The following is a 25759-nucleotide window of genomic DNA, read 5'->3' as shown; positions in this document are numbered from 1 at the left end:
TTACCCCGATATCTGCACGCCGGCGTTGTTGCCCCAGAACAGCAGCGTGAGCACCATATCGGTGACCACGACGATGATCAGGCTGGCGCGGATCGCCCGGCCCGAGGCCTGACCCACCCCCTCGGGGCCGCCGGTGGCGTAGTAGCCCTGATAGCCGTGGATGGCGATGATCAGCGTGACGAAAATGGCCGCCTTGCCCACCGAGAACAGCACATCGGAGGGCTGGATGAACGAGTCGAAGTAGTGGTAGTAGGTGCCCGAGGACTGGCCGTGCACCACGTTGACCACCAGCGCGCAGGACAGGTAGCTCAGGATCAGCGTCAACAGGTACAGCGGAACGATGGTGATCATGCCGGCGATCACTCGGGTGGTCACCACGAACGGGATCGACCGGATCGCCTGAGCTTCCAGCGCGTCGATTTCCTCCGAGATCCGCATCGCCCCGATCTCGGCGGTCATCCGGGTGCCGGCCTGGGCGGCGAAACCGATCGCGGCGATCATCGGCGCCATCTCCCGGGTGTTGGCGTAGGCGGAGATGAACCCGGTGAGCGGCCCCATGCCAACCATGTTCAGCGCCGAATACCCTTCGATGCCTACCGATCCGCCGACCGCGGCACCCAAGAACACCAGCACGCCGATGGTGCCGCCACCCACGATCAGCGAGCCGTTGCCCCAGATCATGTCGACCAGCAGCGCCCCGGTTTGGCGCCGGTAGTGTCGGAGGGTGCGCGGGATCGCGCCGAGCACCTGCGCACCGAACGTGGCCTGGTGCCCGAGCCGATCCAGTAGCGACATCGGGACGCCGGCGACCGCGGTCGGCACCCGCAGTGCGGCGGGCAGGCCGTGCGGCAGGTGGCGCGACGGGGTGGCCATCAGCCGAGCCTGGTCGGCATGAACATGGTGACCAGCTGAGTGATCACCACGTTGAGGATGAACACCGCGACCACCCCGATGACCACGGCGGCGTTGACCGCGTCGGCCACTCCGCGGGCGCCGCCGTGCGCCTCCAGGCCGCGTTGGCAGGCCACTAGGATCACCACCACCCCGAACAGCCAGGTTTTTCCCAGCGCCACCCCCACATCGGCGATGGTGGCGAACGACGCGAACGAGGCGATGTAGCTGCCCGGGGTGCCGGACTGAAAGCCGACGTTGATCAGGTAGCCGGCCCCCAGCCCCATGAAGATGATGAAAAAACACAACACCGGCGCCACGAACACGATCGCGGCTAGCCGCGGGGTGACCAGCCGCTGCACCGGGTTGATGCCCATCACCTTCAGCGCGTCCACCTCTTCGCGGATAGTGCGCGCACCCAGATCGGTCGTGACCGCCGAGCCGGCCGCCCCGCCGAGCAGCAGCGCGGCCACGATCGGCGCCCCCTGCCGGATCACGCCCAACCCACCGGCCGCCCCCGAGATCGAAGTCGCGCCGACCTGCGCGATGAGGCTGCCCACCTGCACGGCCACGATCACCCCAAACGGAATGGACACCAGCAGCGCCGGGATCGCGGTGACGCTGACGATGAACCAGGCCTGGTTGACGGTGTCGCGCCAGGGATGACGCAACCGGATCAGGTCTGCCACCAGGAAGGTGAGGGACTGCGCGGCCAGATCCAGGAACCGGCCGAGGGATTGCAGCGACGAATCGCTCTGGGTGATGGCGAATCGCAGCGGCCTGCCCAGCAGCGCCAGGAGCTGATCACCCTGGGCCGGCTGGTCCTGGGCGGTGGCGATCGCGGCGTCGGCGTCACTGGGTGCGCCCGCGTCGATAGCGGCCTCGGGCGAGGTGGTGCGCACCCCGCTCGCCGTGGCGGCCGCTACCCGCGTGCCCGCACTCAACGACGGCCTCCTCCCACGCCAACCCTGGTGCGGCGCAGGAAATCACCGATTTCTGCCACCGCACGGCGGGCCGGCGCCAGTACCGGTGCGGCCGCCTGGAACACGTGGAACTGGCCTTCCCACACCTGCAGTTCGCACGGCACCCCGGCGGCCGCGATACCGGTCGCGAGCTCCTCGGCGCCGTCGCGCAGCACCTCCCGGGTGCCGACCTGAATCAGCGTGGGCGGCAGGCCGGTCAGGTCGGCGCCCGCCAACCGCGGCAGCGGCAGCGCGGCGCCCGGCGGGCCGGGCTTAGTGGCGAGCTTGCGGCTTAGCGCCGCCACGCTCGCCCCGGTCAGCAGCGGGTCGCGGGCGCCATCGGCCACCGGGAGATTGGGGTCGACTGAGGTCATCGGGGACATCAGCACGGCGGCGGCGGGCTGGCCCAGCCCCAGCCGGGCCACGGTGAGCGCGGTGGCCACGGTGAGGTAACCGCCGGCCGAGTCGCCGACAATGCTGATGTCGCCCGGCGCGTATCCCCGAGCCAGTAGCGCGCGGAATCCGTCGACCGCGTCGTCGAGGGCTTCACTCAGGCCGTGCTGCGGCAACTGCCGGTAGTCGATTGCCAGGGCTGGCTGACCCGCGGCGCGCGCCACGTCGGCCACCAGTCGGCGGTGGGTGCGCAACCCGCAGGTGATGAAGCCACCGCCATGCAGGTAGAGGAGCACGGAGGTGGGATCGCCCAGCGCCGTCCGCGGTGTCAGCAACTCCGCGCGGCAGTGCGGCAGGACGACCTGACGGCGGGTCACCCGACGCGGGCGCGGCAGCAGCAGCGCCGCGCGGTCAACCCAGCCGAACGGCCACCGCGCGTTGGGGAAGCGGGCGAACAGCGCGATCACCGGGCGCACGAAAACCGCCAGCAGCCCGGCCAGGATGACCGAGATCGCCCCCGGTCCGGGGAACCGGGTCAGCTCCGGCGACGCGTTGTCGGTGCGTTCGGCCGGTGTGCCGGCGACCAAGGACATGGGCCCCCCTCGCGATTGTTCGAGTCTGCTATTTAGGTGACTGATATGTCACTCCGGCGAGTAAACCATAGTTGTGGCCCCTGTCACAGCCCGTTTTGGCCACCTTCGCGGCAACGCGACTGGTAGACGTAATCGTCGAGGTCGAAGGTCTTCGACGCCCGGGTGGACTGGTAGGCCGTGGTGGGCCGCAGGAACGAGAAGTCGCCGTTTCTGTCGATGTAGTAGCTGTTGGCGTCGGCGCAAGCGCGCCCGTGCACCAACGTCTGCGAGCCGCGCCGGTCGACGAATCGGTGGAACCGCTCGTGGGCCGGCCGGGATATCTCTACCGCGGTGGCGCCACGGTGCAGCGTTTCCTCGATCACCCGCAGCGCGTGCCGTGACGCGTTTTCCACCATCACATGCCAGGAACTGCCCGACCACGCGTAGGGTCCGAAGACCATGAAGGTGTTCGGCAATCCGGGCATCGACACCCCCTCGTAGGCGGCGGCGCGTTGGGTCTCGTAGAAGGCCGCCAGGTCGAAGCCGTCCCGGCCCTTGACCGGCCGCTGCCGATACACCAGCGGGCTATTGGACATCTCGAAGCCGGTCGCCAACACCAGCACGTCGATCTCGCGTTCCGCGCCGCCACGGGTGCGGATCCCGGTGGCGGTGACGCACTCGATCGGGTCGGTGATCAGCGCGACGTGGTCACGGGTGAAGGTTTTGTAGTAGATGTTCGACACGCTGGGGCGTTTACACCCGAATCCGTAACTCGGGGTGAGCTTCTTGCGCAACTCCCGGTCGCGGACCTGGGTGAACAGGTAGGCCCGGCACGCCCACGCCGGGATGCGGGCCAGCGGCGCGATCTGCTTGCCGTAGACGGTGATGGCGACCAGCCCGACCTCTACCACCGCGGCGACCAGACCGCGGATCAGCGTCTGCAGGAACGGCAGCGCATGGAACGCGGCCTGCACCGCGGTGGGGATTGCGAAGTCCGGTTTGGCGAAGACCCAGATCGCCCGGCGCTGGTAGACGTCGAGCCGGGCCGCCGTCTTCGCCAACTGGGGGACCACCTGGATCGCGGTCGCCCCGGTGCCGATCACCGCGATCCGCTGACCGGCCGGGTCGAAAGCGTCATCCCAGCGCTGGGTTTGGATCACCTTGCCGGTGAAGTCCTCCAGCCCCGGGATGTCCGGGACGCGCGGCTCCACGAAGGCGCCGGTGGCCGTGATCACGAATCGCGCGGTCACGGTGGAACCGTCATCCAGCGTCAACACCCACACGTGGTTGTCTTCGTCCCAGTCGCGGCGCATCACCTCGGTGCCCAGCCGGAGGCGGTCACGAAGGCGGTACTTCTCGACCAGGTGGGTGATGTAGCCGCGGACCTCCGCACCCTTGGGGAAGGTGCGTGACCACCACGGGTACTTCTCGAACGAGAACTGGTAGACGATACCCGGAATGTCCACGGCCACATCGGGGTAGCGGTTGGCATACCAGGTTCCGCCGATGTCGCCGGCGCGTTCGAAAATGGTGCAGTCGGTGTAACCGGCGCGCTGCAGCTGGATCGCCGCCCCCAGCCCGCCGATCCCGGCGCCGATGATGGCGACCAGCATGTCCGGCTGCTGTCGCGGCGCGGTGGTGTCCGGTGACGATTCCGCGGTGGTGCTCATGGCAGCTGCTCCTGCGTGTTGGCGGCGATGCGCGCGTCATAGTCGGCGCGGGCCGCGCGGTCGATCGGCCCCATGGTGCGGTCGGCGTTGACGATGCGCCGGCCGGCCAGCCACAGCCGCTCCGGGACCAGGTTCGCCAGGCTCAACAGGGTGGCCAGCCCGATCGGCACCCCGGCCAGCGGTGGCCGACGCCGCACCGTCGACTCGATCCGGCGCGCCACCACGCTCGGCGGCAGCACGCCGAGCCGGATGATTCCCAACGGGATACCGTCCACCAGCTGGGTGTTGATCGCCGACGGCAGCACCGCGGTCACCGAAACCCCGTGCGGGCGCAGTTCCTCGCGCAGGCTGCGGCTGAACGCGGTGGCGGCGTGTTTGGCCGCCGTATAGCCGGCTAGCCCGGCGGAATGGATCTTCCCGGCCGCCGAGGTGACGTTGACGATGTGCCCGTGGCCGCGGGCGATCATCCGCGGGGCGAGGATCCGCGCGGCGGTCATGTGGGCGAAGACGTTGACCTCGAAGCACGCCCGGGTCACCGCGTCGGGTTCGTCGAGGAACGCGCCGATCGGCATGATCCCGGCGTTGTTGACCAGGATGTCGATCGCACCGCACTCGCGTTCCACCGCGTCGACAAAGGCCGCGAAGCTGTCCGGGTCGGTGACGTCGAGCCGGTAGCCGCGGGCCCGGTCGCCGAGGCGGTCGGCGGCCGCCCGCGCCGCGTCGCCGTCGAGGTCGCCGACCGCGACGTGGGCGCCGCGGCGCGCGAACCGGGTGGCGACGGCGAAGCCGATGCCCCGCGCCGCACCGGTGATGGCGACGACCGCCCCGGCGACCGGGATCGGGGGATAGGGCCGGCTCATCGGGCCTGCCCCGACTGTGCGACCAGGGTCGGTGCGGTGTCCGCCGCCCGCAGCCGACGCCAGGTGTAGTCCGCAAACGGGTAGCTGGTCGCGGCCCGCCGGGATTGCAGCGCGGTGGTGGGCCGAATGTAGGGCATGTCGCCCTGGGAGTTCACGTAATAGGTGCGCACCCCCTTGTTGCGCACACCGAAGTAGTGGGCGATGTTGCGGCCCTGACGGGTGATCTTCGCGTGGTAGCGGCGTTGCGCCTCGGCCGTGACCTCCACCACCTGCACACCGCGACGACGCGCCTCACCGATCGCGCGAACCGCGTGTGCCGCCGACGATTCGACCATGAAGTGCCATCCGGTGCCGGTCCAGGAGTAGGGGCCGACCAGGATCCACCGGTTCGGCAACCCGTGGACCGCGACGCTTTCGTAGGCCTGCAGTTTGTGGGTGGCGTAGAACTCACCCAGGTCGAAGCCGTCCACGCCGACGACCATGCCCTGCTTGTAGGTTTCCGGGTCGGAGAACAGCTCATAGCCCACCGCGACCACCAACGCGTCCAGCTCGTGTTCCCGTCCGTCGGCGGTCCGCACCCCGCGGGGGGTGATCTCGGTGATCGCGTCGTCGACCAGGGCGACGTTGTCGCGGTTGAACGCCTGCAGGAACGTATTGGACAACGTGGGGCGCTTGGCCAGCAACCCATACCGTGGGGTCAGCGCGCGCCGGGTGCGCCGGTCGCGCACGGCGGCCCGCAGATAACCGCGGTAGACGGTGCGGGCCCCGGAATCCATCAGCGCCGCCACCGGTTTCGCGATCGCCGGCGGCGTGTAGATCAGCAGTCGGGTCATGGTCTCCACCAGCAGCAGCGCCGCCCCGGACAACGCCGCCTGGGTTGCGCGCCGGCCCAGGATCGGCCGCAGCCGGGGCCCGATCGCGAAATCCGGTTTCGGCCAGCACCACACCGGGGTGCGCTGGAACACCGCCAGCGACCGCACCCGCTTGGCGATCGCCGGGGTGATCTGGACCGAGCTCGCCCCGGTGCCGATCACCCCGACCCGCTTGCCGTCCAGGTCGTAGTCGTGGTCCCAGTCGGTGGGCCGCAAGATCTTGCCGGCGAAGGTGTCGAACCCCGGGATGCCCGGGTCGGTTTTGGGGTTGATGAACGCGCCGACGGCGCTGAGCACAAACCGGGCGGTGACCTCGTCGCCGGAGTCGGTGCGCAGCCGCCAGCATTCGGCGTCGTGGTCCCACACCTCGGCGACCACGCCCGCCCCGAACCTGAGGTGCGCATCCAGGCCGTGCTCGCGGGCGACGCCGCAGTGGTAGGCCTTGACCTCCGCGCCCGTCGGGAACATCCGGGACCAGTTGGGGTTCTTGGCGAACGAGTACTGGTAGGTGAAGCTGGGCACGTCCACCCCGATGCCCGGGTAGTCGTTGTCGCGCCAGCTTCCGGCCGGCTCGGCGGCACGTTCCAGGATGACGAAATCGTGTATGCCGGCGTTGAGCAGCCGCACACCGGCGCCGATGCCGGCCGGCCCGGCGCCGATCACGGCGACGGTGTATTGCGGGTTCATCGGCGGTCCCTCTCGGTTGGCGGTCATCGGGTTCCAGGGGTGATCGCGGGCGGGGCCTGGCACGGCAACTCGCGCTCTAAGCCGCCCAGGCCGAACCAGAACACCGGCGTCATTACGGCCGCCAGCGGACGTAGCGCGAACCCGATGCCCGGAATCCGGCGCAGGTAGCGCGGCGCGCAGGCCAGCGTCCAGTCCACCGTCGCGCCGGCGCCGGCCGGTTCGACCCGGTATTCCTCGCACCAGGAGCCGAAAAACGGCCAGGTGGCGTCGGTCGCGGTGTAGCGCATCGTCATCCGCGGCGCATCGAACTCGATGATCTGTTCGTGCTGGGCGTAGATCAGCCACTTGTGGATGTGCATTTGGAAATCGCGGACCACGCCCGCGGCCGGGTCGGTGGCTGCGGGGTAGCGGCAGCCCCACACCGTCGGCAGCCAGGACCACATCCGGCTGTCCGCGATGACCCCCCAAACGTGTTCTGGCGGCGCCGCGAAGGTCCGGCGCACATGGGTGACGAACGGCGCGGTGGCGAAGAACGCGTCGGCGTGGTCCGCGGTGATGGGTGCGGCGTCAAACCGCATGCTCGACCTCCAGCGCCGGCACGCTCAGTCGGCTGAACGTGTAGTCGGAGATCGGGAATCGCACGCTGCGCCGGCGGGACTGCAGCACCGTCCAGGGCCGCACGTACGGGGTGTCCCCGTGCGAGTTGATGAAGTAGCTGTTGGACCCCGCGCAGTTGACGGTGAAATAGCGCTGCAGGTTGGCACCGCTGCGCCGCAGACCCGCTTGGAACCGGCGCAGCGCGTCCCAGGTGACCTCGACGCGGGTCGCGTCCTGCTCGCGGGTGAGGTGGATCACGGCGGCGATGTGCCGCATCGCGTTCTCCAGGATGTAGTGGAAGCTGGTGCCGGTCCAAGAGTAGGGCCCGACCATCATGAACCGGTTCGGCAGCTCGGGCACCGTCACGCTCTGATAGGCCTGCAGACCCTCGCGGTGATAGAATTCGGCCAAATCGAATCCGTTGGCCCCGACCACGGTTCCGGTGCGGTAGGTCTCCGGGTCGGAGAACATCTCGTAGCCGGTGGCCAGCACCAGGGCGTCGATGCGGCGGTGTATCCCGGCGGAATCGACGATGCCGTCGGGGGTGATGTGGTCAATCCCGGTGCTGATCAGGGACACGTTGGGCCGATTGAAGGTGGGCAGGTAGTCACCGCCGAGGGTGCCGCGGGTGCACCCGGCGCCGAACCGGGGGCGTAGTTGGCGGCGCACAGTGCGGTCGCGCACCTTGTAGCGCAGCCAGCCCAGGTAGAGCAGCAGCGCGACGCGGTCGAAAACCGTTGCACCCACTCGAAATAGTGGTGTGGGCGTGTAGATCAGCACCCGCAGGCCGGCCTCGATGAACAGCAGCGCGATCCAGTTCAGCGCGTTGGCGAACCGTCGCCGGGCCAGCAGCCGACGCAGCAGGACCGGATAGGCGAAGTCGGGTTTGGGAAAGTACCACTGCGGGGTGCGCTGGTAGACGTCGAGCTGGGCGACCTCACCGGCGATCGATGGGGCGATCTGCACGGTGGAGCTGCCGACGCCGATGATGCCGACCCGTTTGCCGCGCAGGTCGAGATGGTGTTGCCATCGCGAGGGAATCAGCACCGGCCCGGCGAAACTGTCGAGCCCGGGGATATCGGGTTGCGTTTTCGGGTTGATGTAGGCACCGATCGCACTGATGACGAAACGTGCGGTGATCACCTCGCCGTTGCCAAGGTGCAACTGCCACAAGTGGTTATCGTCATCGAAGACCTCACGCTGCACGCAGGTGTTGAACCTGGCGTGTCGGTCAAGCTCATGCGTGGCAGCCAACTCGAGCAGGTACCGCTGAATCTCGTTGCCGCTGGCAAAGAACCGCCGCCAGTCTCCGGTGGGGGCGAAGGAGAACTGGTAGGCGATCGTCGGGATGTCGGCGCCCACCCCGGGGTAGGTGTTGCGCAGCCAGGTGCCGCCGAATCCCTCGTCGCGGTCGATGATCACGAAATCGTGCACACCGGTCTCGCGGAGTTTGACCGCCGCGCAGATGCCGCCGAAGCCGGCGCCGATGATGGCCACCTCGTAGTTGGGTACGCGGTCTGGCTGCACCGTGTTCCTTCCGCCGGGTGGGGATTCACCGAACTCATCGGACACCGACAAATAATCGGACTGATGTGTCAATCTGTCAAGCGGTGGTGCCGTGCGCGGGCGGTTTGGCCGGGCCGGAAAATCCGGAACGGTCGACTACGATTGCCTCCGTGTCGACGGATGCAGCCTCAGCGCGCGGGCGGCTGCCCGCGTTGACCGGGGATGCCCGGGTCGATCGCTGGCGTGAGCACCGCGCCGCGGTGCGGGCCGAACTGATTGAGGCGACGCTGCGCGCGATCGAGGAGTACGGGCCCGACCTGTCCATTGACGACGTCGTCAAGACGGCGGGGGTGCCGCGGCCCAAGCTCTATCGGTTCTTCGACGACAAGGACACGCTGTTTGCCGCGGTCGCCGAACGCGTGCAGGAGTTGATCATCGAGCGGGTGGTGCCGCGGTTCGACATCTCCGGCACCGCGGCACAGCTGGTTCGCTCCGGGTTGACCGCCTACGTCGATCTGGTTGACGAGCGGCCCAACGTTTTTCGGTTTCTGGTCGGATCACATTTCCGGGAGGAGCGTTCGGCGGCGGAGCTGATCGACAGCGGCCGGCCGCTCTCGGACGCGACGGTGGCGGTGTGGGCTGAGGTGATCCGCGCGCGCGACGGGGACGCCGCGGATCTGGAATACGTCGTCGACGCCGCGCTGGGGGCGGTGGCGCTTGGTGTGCTGCGCTGGCTCAATACCCCGACGATCGGCAAGGACGCGCTGATCGACCAGCTGGCCACGTTCCTGTGGGGTGCGTTGTCGGCAACCGCGGCAGCGCGTGGGGTGGTCCTGGACCCCGACGAGAAGCTGTTCCCGGCCGACTGAGTCGTTGTCAGTGGCGAGCCAGGCCGGCGCGCAGGAACTCGGCGATCTGGGTGATGACGTGCTCGAGCCCGCCGGGCAGCGGGGCGCCGCCCTGGGCGGGCAGCAGCACCACCAGGCTCATCGCGACCATGACCTCGCCGAGCACCTTGGTGTCCAATCCCGGCCGCAGGAACCCGGCCTGCACGCCGTGCTCGACCTGCTGCCGCCAGTCCTGGGCCACCGAGTCGACGATCTCGATGACCCGGGCGGTCAATGCGTCATCGATGGCGGCGGCGTCGAACACGATCAACGACACCAGCCGGTTGTTGGTCACCGCGAACTCATACAACGCCCGCAGCGGAGCCGTCATCGCGTCCAGAAACTCGTCGATGGTGCCGGCCGGCTCCGACGGTGGCGTGAGCTGTGGACCCAGCGACTCCAACCCGAAATCGATGGCCGCGTCGAGGATTTCGCGTTTGTTGGTGAAGTAGTTGTAGAACGAGCCGTGGCTGACGCCGGCGGCGGCGACGATGTCGGCGACCGCGCTGTTGCGGTACCCGCGGGTGGTGAACACCTCGAAGGCGGCCTCGGCCAGCTGGGCCCGCCGATCCGGGGCTGCGGTCATCGCGGACTCTCGGGTGGGGCGAGTAGCGCATGCTGGACGAAGTCGGCGATGGCATCCCGGTACCGCGCACGGGCCGCCGGGTCCACCCGCCCCAGCACCTCCCGCAGCCCCGACGGCAGCAGGGTCTTGGTCACCAGCAGCCCGCACACCTGCGGGTCGGCGCCCGGCCGCAGCAGCCCGGCCTCGGCGGCGTCCTCGCACAATCGGGCCGTCATCCGTGCGACGGTGGACTCCAGGCCGAGGATCCGCAACTTGAGTTCCTCATCCATCGCGGCCGCCTCGACCGCCACCAGCGACAGCAACTCCGGGCGCCTGCCGAACAGCTCGGTCAGGGCATCCACCGCGGCGTCGAAGCGTTCGATCAGCTCGGTGCGGGTGGTCGGCGGTTCGTCGAGGTGCAGCGCCGGTTCGGCGGCGCCGATGACCTCTTCCACCGAATAGTCGAACACCAAGTCCAGCAGTTCCCGTTTGCTGGGCACGTACCGGTACAGGGTGCCCTGGCCGATGCCGGCGTGGCGCGCGATGTCGGCCATGGTGGTGGCCGCATACCCGCGTTCGGTGAACACGGCCACCGCCGAGGAGATGATCTGGGCGCGGCGGCGGTCCTCCAGGCCGGGGCTGGGGGGACGGCCGCGGCCCCGGCGCGGCGGCGCGGCGGTCTCGCCGTGGCGCTCCGCACCGAGGGTCACCATGACCTCCTCTGATGCCAATCTCGATGCTGTGCCACTATGAATCCGAATTGCCCGACTGGGTTGTCAGGACTGCATCCAAATTTAGCACCAACGGGGGAGGGGCGGCCGCGTTGTCCGATGACCAGACGCCGCTGCCGACGTCGCGGGTGAGCCGGGGCGCCGCGCTGGGCAGGCTCGCCGCCAAGCAGACGCTGCGCCGAGTGGTGATCAAGGCGGGATCCATCGCGGTGTCGGAGACACGGCGCGCGGCGATGCTGGACGCCGCCGACCAGCGGATGGCCCGCGATTTTGTCGCCGTGCTGGGCGATATGCGCGGGGCGGCGATGAAGATCGGCCAGCTGCTGTCCTTCATCGACCTGGGCATCGTCGACGAGCGCTCGCGGGAGAGTTTCAGCCGTCAGCTGTCCCAACTGCAGGGCTCGATCGACGCGATGCCGTTCGAGGTGCTGCGCCCGGTCATCGAAGCCGAATTGGGGCCGGTGGATAAGGCGTTCGCGTCGTTCGAAACCCACGCCTTCGCCGCGGCCTCGATCGGCCAGGTGTACCGGGCCCGCACCCACGACGGCCGGGCGGTGGCCGTCAAGGTGCAGTATCCCGGGGTGCGGACCGCGGTGCGTGCCGACCTGAAGAACCTGGCGCTGTTCTTGCGGATGTGGAAGTCCCGGGTGCCGACCATCGCCGCCCAGGAATTCCTCGACGAGATCACGGGGGAGCTGTCCCGTGAACTGGACTACCGGCAGGAATTTGCCAACCAGGCACGGCTGGCGCAGCGCTTCGCCGACCACCCGTTCATTCACGTGCCGGCGCCGCTGCCGGAGCTGTCGTCGGACTCGGTGCTGACCACCGAGTACGTCGACGGGCGCAGCGCCCAACAGGTGGCCGAGTTGCCCGCTGCCGAGCGCGACCGGGTCGGCGAGATCATCCATCGCTTTTATCTGGGGTCGCTGTTCCGCGACGGCGAATTCAACGGCGACGCACACCCCGGCAACTTCCTATACCTGCCCGATGGTCGGGTCGCCTTCCTGGATTTCGGGTTGTACAAGCGGATGACTCCCGACGCCGTCGAGGTGGAGCGCCGGGCCGCGCAACTGTGCATCGCCGCCGACGGCGACGGGCTGCGTGACCTGCTGGAGCAGCACGGGGTGCTGCGGCCCGACTCGACGGTCACCGCCGCGGAGTGCCTGCGCTACACCCTGGACGCGGCCGGCTGGAACTTCGTCGACGACTACGTGCGGGTCCAGCCCATTGATGTCAGCGCCGCGATGCTCGGCGTCGTCTACCCGGGCGCCCGGTCGTTTCAGTCGATGCGCAACGAGCGGCTGCCGCCGGAGCACCTGTTTTCGCGCCGGCTGGACTTTCTGGTGTTCGGCGCGATCAGCCACATCGGCGCCGGCGGCAACTGGTATCGGGTTGCCGCCGAATGGATCTACGGCGCGCCGCCGGTCACCGAGCTCGGTATTGCGGAGGCCAACTGGCGGGCTCAGCGCGGGTCGTAGACCACCACGTCCAGCGTGCGCGGACCGTGCACGCCGGTGACCCGCACCAGCTCGATGTCGACGGTCGCCGACGGGCCGGACACGAACGTCAGCGGCCGGGTCGGGTCCAGCCGGGCGATCGCGTCGGGCAGCGCCGGCACCACCTGGTCGGCGCGAAGGACCATCACCATCGCGTCGGGCAGCAGCGACAGCACCCGACGGCCCTGCCCCGCTGAGCCGTCGAGCACCACCGTCCCGGAGTCGGCCACCGCGACCGCCGCCGCGGTGACCACGGCGTCGGCGGCGGCGATCCGCTCGGTGGACAGCGGCGGATCGTCGCGGATCCACTCAAAACCGGTGTCCGGCAACCACTCCGGGTCCAGGCCCACCGGGACGATCACCCGCTGCAGCCCGCTCAGCGCCGCCGCCACGGCCGCCGCGACCCCATCGGGCGCGACCCGGTGCACCCGCACGCCGTAGTCGGCCAGCCGCTCACCCAGCAGCGCGACGGTCGCCGGGGCGCCCGCATCGCCGGTGGCCGGGTGGTAGCCGCGCTCCACCGGGGCCGGGGCGGGGTCGGTGCCGGCCAGCGCCCGACGCACCCGCGCCAGCACCAGGTCGCGGTCGCTCATCGGGTGCCGCCGTCGGTGCGGGCCCACCAGGCCCGGAAACTTTCGGCCGGCGGGTCGGGCAGATCGCGTGCGCCGAACCAGCCGGCGAACCCGGGCACCGCGGTGATGCCGCGCTCGTTGCGGAACGCCTTGCGGGACAACGCGGCAGCGCGCTCGGCGGCGCGGAACGCCAGCGGGTGACCGAACACCGCGGCGGTCGCCTTCATCGCCGCGCGTTCCGGGGACGGCGGCACCGCGCGTTCGGTGTCGACGACCTTGGCCCGCAGATGTTCCAGGATCGCCGGGATGGGGATCTCCACCGGGCAGGCGTCGGCGCAGGCGCCGCACAGCGACGACGCATACGGCAGTTCCCGGTCCACCGGATCGGTCAACCCGCGCAGCTGCGGGGACAGGATCGCCCCGATCGGCCCGGGATACACCGAGCCGTAGGCGTGCCCGCCGGCCCGCTCATACACCGGGCACACGTTGAGGCAGGCCGCGCAGCGGATGCAGCGCAGCGCGTCGCGGCCCACCTCGTCGCCCAGCACGTCGGTGCGGTGGTTATCCAGCAGCACGATATGCACCTCTTGCGGGCCGTCGCCGTCGTGCACCCCGGTCCACACCGAGGTGTACGGGTTCATCCGTTCCCCGGTGGCCGACCGGGCCAGCAGCTGCAGGTACACCTCGACGTCGCGCCAGCGGGGGATGACCTTCTCGATGCCGACCACGCTGATCAACGTGGTCGGCATGGTCACACACATCCGCCCGTTGCCCTCGGATTCCACCAGCAGCAGCGACCCGGTCTCGGCGACCGCGAAGTTCGCGCCGGTGACCGCCAGCGGCGTGGCCAAAAACTTCTCCCGCAGGTGCGCGCGGGCCGCGGCGGCCAGCTCGGCCGGGTCGTCCCCGAGGCCCGGCGGCGCGGGTTTCCCGAAGTGGCCCATATTGCGGGCGAAGATCTGCTGGACCTCCGCGCGGTTGCGGTGAATCGCCGGCACCACGATGTGCGACGGCAGGTCGGCGGACAGCTGCACGATCAGCTCGGCCAGGTCGGTTTCGTAGCCGTCGATCCCGGCCGCCGCCAGCGCCTCCACCAGCCCGATCTCCGCGGTCGCCATCGACTTGGCCTTGACGAGCTCGGTGACGCCGTGCGCGACCGCCAGCTCGGTGACGATCCGGTTGGCCGCCGCGGCGTCCGGCGCCCAGTGCACGGTGGCCCCCGCCGCCGTCGCGGCCGCCTCGAACTGCTCCAGGTAGCGGTCCAGGTGGCGCAGCGTCTCATCCTTGATCGCCGCGCCGGCGCGGCGCAGCTGCGCCCAGTCATCCTTGTCGGCCACCAGCCGGTCGCGTTTGGCCCGGATGGTGCGGGTCGCTCGGGTCAGGTTGGTGCGCTGCTGGCTGTTGCGCAGCTGGTGCGGCGCCGCCTCCGGGAACGGCGGCATGCCCAGGAACTCGTCTTGCGGCGGGACGGCCGCGGCGGCCGCGGCGATCCGCGCCTCGGGCGAGGCGGTCATGGGCGCCCACCGCCGTGCTGGCGCACCGGCCGCTGCACCTCGGGCACCGGCTCGCCGGTGTCGAACGGGTCGGCGCGGGTGGCTGCCAGGATCTCGGCGTAGTGCAGCGGGCGCATGCCCGAGCGGCCCCGCGACAAGAACCCGCCGATGTGCATCAGACAGGAGTTGTCGGCGGCGGTGAGCACCTCGGCGCCGGTGCCCAGCGCGGCGACGGCCTTGTCGGTGCCCATCGCGATCGAGGTGTCGGCGTTGCGCAGCGCGAAGGTGCCGCCGAACCCGCAGCACTCCTCGGCCTCGGGCAACTCGACCAAATCGATGCCCTCCACCGCGCGCAGCAGCGTGGTCGGCCGGTCCCCGATCCGCAGCATGCGCAGGGTGTGACAGGTCGGGTGGTAGGTGACCCGGTGCGGGAAGTACGAGCCGGTGTCGGTCACCGCCAGCACGTCGATCAGCAGCTCGGACAGCTCGTACAGCCGCGGAGTGATGCTGGCCACCCGCCGGGCCAGGCCGGGGGAGCGGGCCCGGTCGGCCAGCACCGGGTAGTAGTCCTTGACCATCGCCGCGCAGGACCCGGACGCGGCGAGCACCGCGTCGTAGCCGTCGAAGGTGGTGCAGAACCGCTGCGCCAACGGCACACAGTCGTCCTGGTAGCCGGTGTTGAAGTGCATCTGGCCGCAGCAGGTCTGCTGCGCCGGGAAGTCGACCTGGTGTCCCAGCCGCCGCAGCAGCCGCACCATCGCCTTACCGGTCTGCGGGTACATGACGTCGTTGAAACAGGCGATGAACAGGGCGATCCGCACAGCGGAGTTCCTTTCGGCGCGACTCACCTCACAGTATCGCGGGCCCACCGCCCGCCCCGGGATCCCGGCGCGCCCGGTGGCGGGGATCGGCCGGGCCACACCGCCTGCCCGGCCGGGGAAATACCCGCCCGAAACCCCTCGACTCTAAAAAATTAGAGCCCGCCATTATTTGCTCGATATCGGGTTGTTACTGTCCGGTAATGCGCAATTTCTTGGGGGTCTGCACCGCCCTGCTGCTGGCGGGTTCGGCGGTGTTCGCCACGGCCACCGCGGCCGCGGACGACGGCGGGGATGAGCCCCAGTACGCGGCGTTCTACCTGCCGCCGGACCCGCTGCCGGCGGGCCAGCCCGGTGACGTGATCCGCGCGGAGCCGTCCCGGCTGGTGTTGGAGCCGTCCGGCCAGTTGGGTGCCTTTGTGGCCACCGGCACCCGGCTCATGTATCGCAGCACCGATGCGCGGGGCAACCCGACCGCGGTCACCGGAACCTACTTCGAACCGGACAACCCGTGGCCGGGCAACGGGCCGCGGCCGCTGATCGCCTACGCGCCCGGCACGCAAGGCCAAGGCAACCAGTGCGCGCCGTCGCGACAGTTCAACCAGGGCATCCACTACTCCGGCGGGTGGGACATCACGTTCAACTACGAGGAGCTGTTCGTCGCCACCCTGGTGGCGCGCGGGTTCGCGGTCGTGATGACCGACTACGAGGGACTGGGCACCCCACCCATGCACACCTACGTGAACCGCCTCGCCGAGGGCCAGGCCGTGCTGGACGCCGCCCGCGCGGCCCTGCGGCTGCCGGGAACGTCGCTGGATCCGCACGGCCCGGTGGCGTTTTGGGGGTACTCGCAGGGCGGCGGGGCGACCGCCTCGGCCGCCGAGCTGGCCCCCGCCTACGCCCCGGAACTCCACGTGGTCGGCACCTACGCCGGCGCACCCCCGGCCGACCTCAAGGAGCTGCTTCCCTACGCCGACGGCAGCGCCCTGGTCGGCGTGGTCGGCTACGCGCTCAACGGCGTCATCGCCGCCTATCCGGAGGCCGCCGACGCGATCCGGGCCACGCTGACTCCGCGGGGTGCGGCGATGCTCGACTCGACGTCGCGGCAATGCATCGGCCAAACCATCATCGACTTCGCCTTCCGCCATCTGCAGCCCTACTTCAACCAGGACATCGGGCAACTGATCGACCAGGAGCCGTTCAACAGCCTGTTCGAGCTGCAGCGGCTGGGCCGCTACCGGCCCAACGCGCCGGTGTTGATCAACAGCAACCGCTACGACCCGCTGGTGCCGTGGACGGCGGCCAACCAGCTCGGCCGCGACTGGTGCGCGATGGGCGCCGACATCGAATTCCGCACCAACGAGGAACCGCCGTTCCTCAACAAGCTCGTCGTCAACCACGCGTTGCCGATGCTGGTGGATGGTGAGCCGGCTATGCAATGGATCGCCGACCGGTTCAACGGCCTGCCCACCACCCCCAACTGCGGCGAGTTTTGAGGCGGGCCGCCCCGCGGGCGGTGAATATACTGCGGGTCATTGCCGCACGTAGAAAACCCAATGCTCAAGAGCGGCGCCGGCAGCTGTGCGACGCCGCCATCGAACTTCTGGGCAGGGATGGTGCCCGCGGGCTCAGCCACCCCAAGGTCGACGACCTGGCCGGGGTTCCCCCGGGCAGCACCTCGTTTTACTTCCGCACCCGGCATGCGCTGCTGCAGGGCGTCGCGACCCGGCTGACCGAACTCGACGTCGCCGACCTGTCCCAGGCGGCCGGGCTCGGCGACCACGCCGGCACCGCCGGGTTGGCGGAGCTGGTGATGATCTCGGCGACCGAACCCTGGCTGACCCGAGCCAAGGCCCGATACGAGTTGGCGTTGCACGCCAGCCGCGACCCCGACCTGGGGGCCACGCTGCAGCAGGCCACCACCCGCTTCCGGGAGCTGGCCCGCGACGTGGTGGCGCACTGGCATCCCGAGGACGCCCGACCCGCCCCCGCGCTCATCGACGAGCAAGCCGCCGCGGTGCTGACCTACATCAACGGGGTGATGATGAGCTTCGTCACCGGCGGCCCGGTCGTTAGCGGCGCCGAGCAGCTTGAGCGCCTGATCCGGGCCATCATCACCGCCGTTGGCGAGGATCACACCAAGTCGTAGCGGCCTGCGGAATCCCGCCCCGCGCGGCGGCCGGCTAGCCCGGCGGCGCTGGGCTTCGTCCACAAACTCGGCGCGTCACCTCTTGACGGACGGGCCCAAACGGGCCAGTCTGTTGGGCAGCATGAGTGCACGGGTAGGACAGGACGCCAGCCAGCGCCGATATATCCCTGTGCACGGCGGTTGAGGAATGCGCGGTCCTGCGCTATTGTTGGACGTTGCGCTGGCTACCTCCTGCCCACCTCACCTGCACCCGACACCGTGGTCCTAGTCTGAGTCGTTCGCGCTCAGCGATTGTGTGCGTGCGTGAGATCCGGACAGTTCGTCCGCCAGCCGAACCGACGCAGATATCGCGGCGACCCGAGTCCGCTGGCTCGCTAGTCGCATGAGGTGCTGGAAGGATGCATCTTGGCAGTCTCCCGCCAGAGCAAGTCCGCTGAAACTACTAGCTCCAATTCCTCCGTACCCGGAGCCCCTAACCGCATTTCCTTCGCCAAGCTCCGTGAACCGCTCGAGGTTCCCGGCCTGCTCGACGTGCAGACCGACTCGTTCCAGTGGCTGATCGGCGCCCCGCAGTGGCGGGAAAAGGCGGCCGCCCGCGGCGACAGCCAACCGGTCGGCGGTCTGGAAGAGGTGCTCGCCGAGCTGTCCCCGATCGAGGACTTCTCCGGCTCGATGTCGCTGTCGTTCTCCGACCCCCGCTTCGACGAGGTCAAGGCCCCGGTCGACGAGTGCCGCGACAAGGACATGACGTATGCGGCCCCGCTGTTCGTCACCGCGGAGTTCATCAACAACAACACCGGCGAGATCAAGAGCCAGACGGTGTTCATGGGTGACTTCCCGATGATGACCGAGAAGGGCACCTTCATCATCAACGGCACCGAGCGTGTCGTCGTCTCCCAGCTGGTGCGCTCGCCCGGTGTCTACTTCGACGAGAGCATCGACAAGTCCACCGAGAAGACGCTGCACTCGGTGAAGGTGATCCCGGGCCGCGGCGCCTGGCTGGAGTTCGACGTCGACAAGCGCGACACCGTCGGGGTCCGCATCGACCGCAAGCGCCGCCAGCCGGTCACCGTGCTGCTCAAGGCGCTGGGCTGGACCAGTGAGCAGATCAGCGAGCGGTTCGGTTTCTCCGAGATCATGATGTCGACGCTGGAGAAGGACAACACCGCCAACACCGACGAGGCGCTGCTGGACATCTACCGCAAGCTGCGTCCGGGCGAGCCGCCGACCAAGGAGTCCGCGCAGACCCTACTGGAGAACCTGTTCTTCAAGGACAAGCGCTACGACCTGGCCCGGGTGGGTCGCTACAAGGTCAACAAGAAGCTGGGTCTGCCGCCGGCCGAGACCAACTCGACCACGCTGACCGAAGAGGACATCGTCGCCACCATCGAGTACCTGGTCCGGCTGCACGAGGGCCAGACCACGATGACGGTGCCCGGCGGCACCGAGGTGCCCGTCGAGGTCGACGACATCGACCACTTCGGCAACCGGCGGCTGCGCACCGTGGGTGAGCTGATCCAAAACCAGATCCGGGTCGGGCTGTCCCGCATGGAGCGGGTGGTCCGCGAGCGGATGACCACCCAGGACGTCGAGGCCATCACGCCGCAGACGCTGATCAACATCCGCCCGGTGGTTGCGGCCATCAAGGAGTTCTTCGGCACCAGCCAGCTGTCCCAGTTCATGGACCAGAACAACCCGCTGTCGGGTCTGACCCACAAGCGCCGCCTGTCGGCGCTGGGTCCCGGTGGTCTGTCCCGGGAGCGCGCCGGGCTGGAGGTCCGTGACGTGCACCCGTCCCACTACGGCCGGATGTGTCCGATCGAGACCCCGGAAGGCCCCAACATCGGTCTGATCGGGTCGCTGTCGGTGTACGCCCGGGTCAACCCGTTCGGGTTCATCGAGACCCCGTACCGCAAGGTCGTCGACGGGGTGGTCACCGACGAGATCGTCTACCTGACCGCCGACGAGGAGGACCGCCACGTGGTGGCGCAGGCCAACTCGCCGATCGACGCCGACGGCCGGTTCAGCGAGGACCGCGTGCTGGTGCGCCGGAAGGCCGGCGAGGTCGAGTACGTGTCGAGCGCCGAGGTCGACTTCATGGACGTCTCGCCGCGCCAGATGGTGTCGGTGGCCACCGCGATGATTCCGTTCCTCGAGCACGACGACGCCAACCGTGCCCTGATGGGCGCCAACATGCAGCGCCAGGCGGTTCCGCTGGTGCGTAGCGAGGCGCCCCTGGTCGGTACCGGCATGGAGCTGCGCGCCGCGATCGACGCCGGCGACGTCGTCGTCGCCGACAAGGCCGGCGTCATCGAGGAGGTGTCCGCGGACTACGTCACGGTGATGGCCGACGACGGCACCCGGCAGACCTACCGGATGCGCAAGTTCGCCCGCTCCAACCACGGCACCTGCGCCAACCAGCGCCCGATCGTGGACACCGGGCAGCGCGTCGAGGCCGGCCAGGTCATCGCCGACGGGCCGTGCACCGAGAACGGTGAGATGGCGCTCGGCAAGAACCTGCTGGTGGCGGTCATGCCGTGGGAGGGCCACAACTACGAGGACGCGATCATCCTGTCCAACCGGCTGGTGGAGGAGGACGTGCTGACCTCGATTCACATCGAGGAGCACGAGATCGACGCCCGCGACACCAAGCTGGGCGCGGAGGAGATCACCCGGGACATCCCGAACGTCTCCGACGAGGTGCTGGCCGACCTCGACGAGCGCGGCATCGTCCGCATCGGCGCGGAGGTCCGCGACGGCGACATCCTGGTCGGCAAGGTCACCCCGAAGGGGGAGACCGAGCTGACCCCCGAGGAGCGGCTGCTGCGGGCGATCTTCGGGGAGAAGGCCCGCGAGGTCCGCGACACCTCGCTGAAGGTGCCGCACGGCGAGTCCGGCAAGGTGATCGGCATCCGGGTGTTCTCCCGCGAGGACGACGACGAGCTGCCGGCCGGGGTCAACGAGCTGGTCCGGGTGTACGTGGCCCAGAAGCGCAAGATCTCCGACGGTGACAAGCTGGCCGGCCGGCACGGCAACAAGGGTGTGATCGGCAAGATCCTGCCGGTCGAGGACATGCCGTTCCTGCCGGACGGCACCCCGGTGGACATCATCCTGAACACCCACGGGGTGCCGCGACGGATGAACATCGGTCAGATCCTGGAAACCCACCTGGGCTGGATCGCCAAGACCGGCTGGAAGATCGACGGCCAGCCCGACTGGGCGTCGCGGTTGCCGAAGGAGCTGCTGGAGTCGACGCCGGAGTCGCTGGTGTCCACGCCGGTGTTCGACGGTGCCCGCGAGGAGGAGCTGCAGGGGCTGCTGTCCTCCACGCTGCCCAGCCGCGACGGCGAGGTGCTGGTCGACGGTGACGGCAAGGCGCGGCTGTTCGACGGCCGCTCCGGGGAGCCGTTCCCGTACCCGGTGACCGTCGGCTACATGTACATCATGAAGCTGCACCACCTGGTCGACGACAAGATCCACGCCCGGTCCACCGGCCCGTACTCGATGATCACCCAGCAGCCGCTGGGCGGTAAGGCGCAGTTCGGTGGCCAGCGGTTCGGGGAGATGGAGTGCTGGGCCATGCAGGCCTACGGCGCGGCGTACACGCTGCAGGAGCTGCTGACCATCAAGTCCGACGACACCGTCGGGCGGGTCAAGGTCTACGAGGCGATCGTCAAGGGCGAGAACATCCCCGAGCCGGGCATCCCCGAGTCGTTCAAGGTGCTGCTCAAAGAGCTGCAGTCGCTGTGCCTCAACGTCGAGGTGCTGTCGTCCGACGGCGCGGCGATCGAATTGCGTGAGGGCGAGGACGAGGACCTGGAGCGCGCGGCCGCGAACCTGGGGATCAACTTGTCCCGCAACGAATCCGCCTCTGTTGAGGATTTGGCCTAAATTGTTTTCTAGTCCCGCAAGGGGAAAGGGAGTTACGTGTTAGACGTCAACTTCTTCGATGAACTCCGCATCGGCCTGGCCACCGCCGAGGACATTCGGCAGTGGTCCTACGGCGAGGTCAAGAAGCCGGAGACCATCAACTACCGCACGCTCAAGCCGGAGAAGGACGGCCTGTTCTGCGAGAAGATCTTCGGGCCGACCCGCGACTGGGAGTGCTACTGCGGTAAGTACAAGCGGGTCCGGTTCAAGGGCATCATCTGTGAGCGCTGTGGCGTGGAGGTGACCCGGGCCAAGGTGCGTCGTGAGCGGATGGGCCACATCGAGCTGGCCGCCCCGGTCACCCACATCTGGTACTTCAAGGGTGTGCCCTCGCGCCTCGGGTACCTGCTGGACCTGGCGCCCAAGGATCTCGAGAAGATCATCTACTTCGCCGCCTACGTGATCACCGCCGTCGACGACGAGATGCGGCACAACGAGCTGTCCACGCTCGAGGCCGAGATGGTGGTCGAGAAGAAGGCGGTGGAGGACCAGCGCGACGCCGACCTGGAGGCCCGGGCCCAAAAGCTGGAGGCCGACATGGCCGAGCTGGAGGCCGAGGGCGCCAAAGCCGATGTGCGGCGCAAGGTTCGCGACGGCGGTGAGCGCGAGATGCGCCAGCTGCGCGACCGGGCCCAGCGCGAGCTGGACCGGCTGGAGGACATCTGGACCACCTTCACCAAGCTGGCCCCCAAGCAGCTGATCGTCGACGAGAACCTGTACCGGGAGCTGGTCGACCGCTACGGCGAGTACTTCACCGGTGCGATGGGCGCGGAGTCGATCCAGAAGCTGATCGAGAACTTCGACATCGACGCCGAAGCCGACACGCTGCGCGAGGTCATCCGGAACGGTAAGGGCCAGAAGAAGCTTCGCGCGTTGAAGCGTTTGAAGGTGGTTGCGGCGTTCCAGCAGTCGGGCAACTCGCCGATGGGCATGGTGCTCGACGCGGTGCCGGTGATCCCGCCGGAGCTGCGGCCGATGGTGCAGCTCGACGGTGGCCGGTTCGCCACGAGTGACCTCAACGACCTGTACCGCCGGGTGATCAACCGCAACAACCGGTTGAAGCGGCTGATCGACCTGGGTGCGCCCGAGATCATCGTCAACAACGAGAAGCGGATGCTGCAGGAGTCCGTGGACGCGCTGTTCGACAACGGTCGTCGCGGCCGTCCGGTCACCGGGCCGGGTAACCGCCCGCTGAAGTCGTTGAGCGACCTGCTCAAGGGTAAGCAGGGCCGGTTCCGCCAGAACCTGCTCGGTAAGCGTGTCGACTACTCGGGCCGTTCGGTCATCGTGGTCGGCCCGCAGCTCAAGCTGCACCAGTGCGGTCTGCCCAAGCTGATGGCCCTGGAGCTGTTCAAGCCGTTCGTGATGAAGCGGCTGGTCGACCTCAACCACGCGCAGAACATCAAGAGCGCCAAGCGGATGGTGGAGCGGCAGCGCCCGCAGGTGTGGGACGTCCTCGAAGAGGTCATCGCCGAGCACCCGGTGCTGCTCAACCGCGCCCCCACCCTGCACCGACTGGGTATCCAGGCCTTCGAGCCGCAGCTGGTGGAGGGCAAGGCCATTCAGCTGCACCCGCTGGTGTGTGAGGCGTTCAACGCCGACTTCGACGGTGACCAGATGGCGGTGCACCTGCCGTTGAGTGCGGAGGCGCAGGCCGAGGCCCGCATCCTGATGCTGTCGTCGAACAACATCCTGTCGCCGGCCTCGGGTCGCCCGCTGGCCATGCCGCGGCTGGACATGGTGACCGGGTTGTACTACCTGACCACCGAGGTGCCCGGCGACACCGGCGAATACGTGGCCGCCGCCAAGGACCGTCCCGAGCACGGCGTGTACGCCTCGCCGGCCGAGGCGATCATGGCGATGGACCGCGGCGCGCTTTCCGTGCGGGCCAAGATCAAGGTGCGGCTGTCGCAGCTGCGCCCGCCGGCCGAGCTGGAGACCGAGCTGTTCGGTGTCAACGGCTGGCGGCCGGGCGACTCCTGGGTGGCCGAAACCACCTTGGGCCGGGTGATGTTCAACGAGCTGCTGCCGATGGGCTACCCGTTCGTGAACAAGCAGATGCACAAGAAGGTGCAGGCCACCATCATCAACGATCTGGCTGAGCGCTACCCGATGATCGTGGTCGCCCAGACCGTCGACAAGCTCAAGGACGCCGGCTTCTACTGGGCCACCCGGTCCGGGGTGACGGTGTCGATGGCCGACGTGCTGGTGCCGCCGCGCAAGAAGGAGATCCTCGACGCCTACGAGGAGCGCGCTGACAAGGTCGAAAAGCAGTTCCAGCGTGGTGCGTTGAACCACGACGAGCGCAACGAGGCGCTGGTGGAGATCTGGAAGGAAGCCACCGAAGAGGTCGGTCAGGCGCTGCGGGACCACTACCCGGCCGACAACCCGATCATCACGATCGTGGAGTCCGGCGCCACCGGTAACTTCACCCAAACCCGGACACTGGCCGGGATGAAGGGTCTGGTGACCAACCCCAAGGGTGAGTTCATCCCGCGGCCGATCAAGTCCAGCTTCCGTGAGGGCCTGACGGTGTTGGAGTACTTCATCAACACCCACGGCGCGCGAAAGGGTCTGGCCGACACCGCGTTGCGTACCGCCGACTCGGGGTACCTGACCCGTCGTCTGGTCGACGTGTCCCAGGACGTGATCGTGCGCGAGCACGACTGCGGCACCGAGCGCGGCATCGTCGTCGAGCTGGCCGAGCGTCAGCCCGACGGCACCTTGATCCGCGACCCGTTCATCGAAACCTCGGCGTACGCGCGGACCTTGGCCACCGATGCGGCCGATGAGAAGGGCAACGTTGTCGTCGAGCGCGGCCACGACCTGGGCGACCCGGCGATCGAGGCGCTGCTGGCGGCCGGCATCACGAGCGTCAAGGTGCGGTCGGTGCTGACCTGCACCACCGGCACCGGGGTGTGCGCGACCTGCTACGGCCGGTCGATGGCCACCGGCAAGCTGGTCGACATCGGTGAGGCCGTCGGGATCGTTGCCGCGCAGTCCATCGGTGAGCCCGGTACCCAGCTGACCATGCGTACCTTCCACCAGGGTGGTGTCGGTGAGGACATCACCGGTGGTCTGCCGCGGGTGCAGGAGCTGTTCGAGGCTCGGGTGCCGCGCGGGAAGGCGCCGATCGCCGACGTGTCCGGCCGGGTCCGGTTGGAGGAGGGCGAGAAGTTCTACAAGATCACCATCGTCCCCGACGACGGCGGCGAGGAAGTGGTCTACGACAAGCTCTCCAAGCGTCAGCGGCTGCGGGTGTTCAAGCACGACGACGGGACCGAGCGGCTGCTGACCGACGGTGACCACGTCGAGGTGGGCCAGCAGCTGATGGAAGGCTCCGCCGACCCGCACGAGGTGCTGCGCGTGCAGGGCCCCCGCGAGGTGCAGATCCACCTGGTCAAGGAGGTCCAGCAGGTCTACCGGGCCCAGGGTGTGTCGATCCACGACAAGCACATCGAGGTGATCGTCCGGCAGATGCTGCGCCGGGTGACCATCATCGACTCGGGGTCCACGGAGTTCCTGCCCGGTTCGCTGACCGAGCGGGCCGAGTTCGAGGCCGAGAACCGTCGGGTGGTGGCCGAGGGCGGCGAGCCCGCCGCCGGCCGCCCGGTGCTGATGGGGATCACCAAGGCGTCGCTGGCCACCGACTCGTGGCTGAGCGCGGCGTCGTTCCAGGAGACCACCCGGGTGCTGACCGATGCGGCGATCAACTGCCGCAGCGACCGGCTGCAGGGTCTGAAGGAGAACGTGATCATCGGTAAGTTGATCCCGGCCGGGACCGGGATCAACCGGTACCGCAACATCGCGGTGCAGCCGACCGAGGAGGCCCGGGCCGCCGCGTACACGATCCCGAGCTACGAGGATCAGTACTACAGCCCGGACTTCGGCCAGGCCACCGGTGCCGCGGTCCCGCTGGACGACTACGGCTACTCCGACTACCGGTAGCGTTAGTCCCGCGAGCAGACGCAAAAGCCCCCATTTCGGCGTCGAAATGGGGGCTTTTGCGTCTGCGGTAGGCCGCGAGTGGCACTCTGGCGACAGCGCTGCGGCGTGTCGCGTCGCCAGAGTGCCACTCGACGGGGTTGGCTGGCCGCCCGGCGAGACT

The 25759-nt window shown here is 68.8% G+C and carries 19 protein-coding genes; 6 read left to right on the top strand and 13 right to left on the bottom strand.

Features of this window, described 5'->3' with window-relative positions:
• From ACAG26_RS02425 to ACAG26_RS02390, 8 genes are all read right to left on the bottom strand, one after another.
• Positions 1-873: an MlaE family ABC transporter permease gene (locus tag ACAG26_RS02425; RefSeq protein ID WP_370478959.1), complete on the bottom strand. Its 873-nt coding sequence runs from the start codon at positions 871-873 to the stop codon at positions 1-3.
• Complete coding sequence (locus tag ACAG26_RS02420) at positions 873-1730, bottom strand: MlaE family ABC transporter permease (RefSeq protein ID WP_370479599.1); 858 nt, start codon at positions 1728-1730, stop codon at positions 873-875. The genes ACAG26_RS02425 and ACAG26_RS02420 overlap by 1 nt, the downstream gene beginning before the upstream one ends.
• 101 nt (positions 1731-1831) lie before the next feature.
• Positions 1832-2839 (bottom strand): alpha/beta hydrolase, encoded by a 1008-nt coding sequence (locus ACAG26_RS02415; RefSeq protein ID WP_370478956.1) that lies wholly within the window; start codon positions 2837-2839, stop codon positions 1832-1834.
• 83 nt (positions 2840-2922) lie between these two features.
• Positions 2923-4488, bottom strand: coding sequence for a flavin-containing monooxygenase (locus ACAG26_RS02410; RefSeq protein WP_370478954.1), 1566 nt, complete (start codon positions 4486-4488; stop codon positions 2923-2925).
• On the bottom strand, positions 4485-5348 hold the full coding sequence (locus ACAG26_RS02405) for an SDR family NAD(P)-dependent oxidoreductase (protein ID WP_370478951.1): 864 nt from the start codon (positions 5346-5348) through the stop codon (positions 4485-4487). Before ACAG26_RS02405 ends, ACAG26_RS02410 begins: the two co-directional genes overlap by 4 nt.
• Positions 5345-6907, bottom strand: coding sequence for a flavin-containing monooxygenase (locus ACAG26_RS02400; protein WP_370478949.1), 1563 nt, complete (start codon positions 6905-6907; stop codon positions 5345-5347). Before ACAG26_RS02400 ends, ACAG26_RS02405 begins: the two co-directional genes overlap by 4 nt.
• A 23-nt stretch (positions 6908-6930) precedes the next feature.
• Complete coding sequence (locus ACAG26_RS02395) at positions 6931-7485, bottom strand: SRPBCC family protein (RefSeq protein WP_370478946.1); 555 nt, start codon at positions 7483-7485, stop codon at positions 6931-6933.
• On the bottom strand, positions 7475-9031 hold the full coding sequence (locus ACAG26_RS02390; protein WP_370478944.1) for a flavin-containing monooxygenase: 1557 nt from the start codon (positions 9029-9031) through the stop codon (positions 7475-7477). The genes ACAG26_RS02395 and ACAG26_RS02390 overlap by 11 nt, the downstream gene beginning before the upstream one ends.
• A 149-nt stretch (positions 9032-9180) precedes the next feature.
• Here ACAG26_RS02390 and ACAG26_RS02385 point away from each other — a divergent pair, with 149 nt between their 5' ends.
• A complete protein-coding gene (locus ACAG26_RS02385) occupies positions 9181-9879 on the top strand; it encodes a TetR/AcrR family transcriptional regulator (RefSeq protein WP_370478941.1) in 699 nt (232 codons plus the stop codon).
• 7 nt (positions 9880-9886) lie between these two features.
• Here ACAG26_RS02385 and ACAG26_RS02380 read toward each other — a convergent pair whose 3' ends face one another.
• Entirely contained in the window at positions 9887-10483 is a 597-nt protein-coding gene (locus ACAG26_RS02380; RefSeq protein ID WP_370478938.1) for a TetR/AcrR family transcriptional regulator, read from the bottom strand.
• Entirely contained in the window at positions 10480-11172 is a 693-nt protein-coding gene (locus ACAG26_RS02375; RefSeq protein WP_370478935.1) for a TetR/AcrR family transcriptional regulator, read from the bottom strand. Before ACAG26_RS02375 ends, ACAG26_RS02380 begins: the two co-directional genes overlap by 4 nt.
• A gap of 14 nt (positions 11173-11186) precedes the next feature.
• Here ACAG26_RS02375 and ACAG26_RS02370 point away from each other — a divergent pair, with 14 nt between their 5' ends.
• Positions 11187-12671: an ABC1 kinase family protein gene (locus tag ACAG26_RS02370; protein WP_370478931.1), complete on the top strand. Its 1485-nt coding sequence runs from the start codon at positions 11187-11189 to the stop codon at positions 12669-12671.
• On the opposite strand, the gene ACAG26_RS02365 is transcribed toward ACAG26_RS02370, so the two are convergent.
• The 3 genes from ACAG26_RS02365 to ACAG26_RS02355 are packed head-to-tail and all read right to left on the bottom strand — an operon-like array spanning position 12656 to position 15575.
• Complete coding sequence (locus ACAG26_RS02365; RefSeq protein ID WP_370478928.1) at positions 12656-13282, bottom strand: lactate utilization protein C; 627 nt, start codon at positions 13280-13282, stop codon at positions 12656-12658. The two genes, ACAG26_RS02370 and ACAG26_RS02365, sit on opposite strands and share 16 nt — an antisense overlap.
• Entirely contained in the window at positions 13279-14775 is a 1497-nt protein-coding gene (locus ACAG26_RS02360) for a lactate utilization protein B (protein ID WP_370478924.1), read from the bottom strand. The genes ACAG26_RS02365 and ACAG26_RS02360 overlap by 4 nt, the downstream gene beginning before the upstream one ends.
• Positions 14772-15575, bottom strand: a complete 804-nt coding sequence (locus tag ACAG26_RS02355; protein WP_370478922.1) for a (Fe-S)-binding protein — start codon at positions 15573-15575, stop codon at positions 14772-14774. The genes ACAG26_RS02360 and ACAG26_RS02355 overlap by 4 nt, the downstream gene beginning before the upstream one ends.
• Positions 15576-15775: 200 nt before the next feature.
• Between ACAG26_RS02355 and ACAG26_RS02350 the strand changes: the two genes are divergently transcribed.
• From ACAG26_RS02350 to ACAG26_RS02335, 4 genes are all read left to right on the top strand, one after another.
• Positions 15776-17068 carry a lipase family protein gene (locus tag ACAG26_RS02350; RefSeq protein WP_370478920.1) on the top strand — a complete coding sequence of 431 codons (1293 nt, stop codon included), beginning with the start codon at positions 15776-15778 and terminating at the stop codon, positions 17066-17068.
• A gap of 98 nt (positions 17069-17166) precedes the next feature.
• Entirely contained in the window at positions 17167-17721 is a 555-nt protein-coding gene (locus tag ACAG26_RS02345; protein ID WP_370479597.1) for a TetR/AcrR family transcriptional regulator, read from the top strand.
• A gap of 405 nt (positions 17722-18126) precedes the next feature.
• Entirely contained in the window at positions 18127-21612 is a 3486-nt protein-coding gene (locus ACAG26_RS02340; RefSeq protein ID WP_370478917.1) for a DNA-directed RNA polymerase subunit beta, read from the top strand.
• Positions 21613-21648: 36 nt separating this feature from the next.
• Positions 21649-25599 carry a DNA-directed RNA polymerase subunit beta' gene (locus tag ACAG26_RS02335; RefSeq protein ID WP_370478915.1) on the top strand — a complete coding sequence of 1317 codons (3951 nt, stop codon included), beginning with the start codon at positions 21649-21651 and terminating at the stop codon, positions 25597-25599.
• Positions 25600-25759 lie beyond the last annotated feature (160 nt).

Source organism: Mycobacterium sp. pUA109, from assembly GCF_041287095.1.
Classification (GTDB): domain Bacteria; phylum Actinomycetota; class Actinomycetes; order Mycobacteriales; family Mycobacteriaceae; genus Mycobacterium.
Note: the sequence above shows the minus strand (reverse complement) of the source record. Positions and strands in the feature narration are given on the sequence as shown.

Excerpts from the sequence above, each read along its gene's own strand:
- ACAG26_RS02425 (WP_370478959.1), bottom strand. The coding sequence starts at position 873 with ATGGCCACCCCGTCGCGCCACCTGCCGCACGGCCTGCCCGCCGCACTG.
- ACAG26_RS02415 (WP_370478956.1), bottom strand. The coding sequence starts at position 2,839 with ATGTCCTTGGTCGCCGGCACACCGGCCGAACGCACCGACAACGCGTCG.
- ACAG26_RS02410 (WP_370478954.1), bottom strand. The coding sequence starts at position 4,488 with ATGAGCACCACCGCGGAATCGTCACCGGACACCACCGCGCCGCGACAG.
- ACAG26_RS02405 (WP_370478951.1), bottom strand. The coding sequence starts at position 5,348 with ATGAGCCGGCCCTATCCCCCGATCCCGGTCGCCGGGGCGGTCGTCGCC.
- ACAG26_RS02400 (WP_370478949.1), bottom strand. The coding sequence starts at position 6,907 with ATGAACCCGCAATACACCGTCGCCGTGATCGGCGCCGGGCCGGCCGGC.
- ACAG26_RS02395 (WP_370478946.1), bottom strand. The coding sequence starts at position 7,485 with ATGCGGTTTGACGCCGCACCCATCACCGCGGACCACGCCGACGCGTTC.
- ACAG26_RS02380 (WP_370478938.1), bottom strand. The coding sequence starts at position 10,483 with ATGACCGCAGCCCCGGATCGGCGGGCCCAGCTGGCCGAGGCCGCCTTC.
- ACAG26_RS02370 (WP_370478931.1), top strand. The coding sequence starts at position 11,187 with ATGCCAATCTCGATGCTGTGCCACTATGAATCCGAATTGCCCGACTGG.
- ACAG26_RS02365 (WP_370478928.1), bottom strand. The coding sequence starts at position 13,282 with ATGAGCGACCGCGACCTGGTGCTGGCGCGGGTGCGTCGGGCGCTGGCC.
- ACAG26_RS02360 (WP_370478924.1), bottom strand. The coding sequence starts at position 14,775 with ATGACCGCCTCGCCCGAGGCGCGGATCGCCGCGGCCGCCGCGGCCGTC.
- ACAG26_RS02350 (WP_370478920.1), top strand. The coding sequence starts at position 15,776 with ATGCGCAATTTCTTGGGGGTCTGCACCGCCCTGCTGCTGGCGGGTTCG.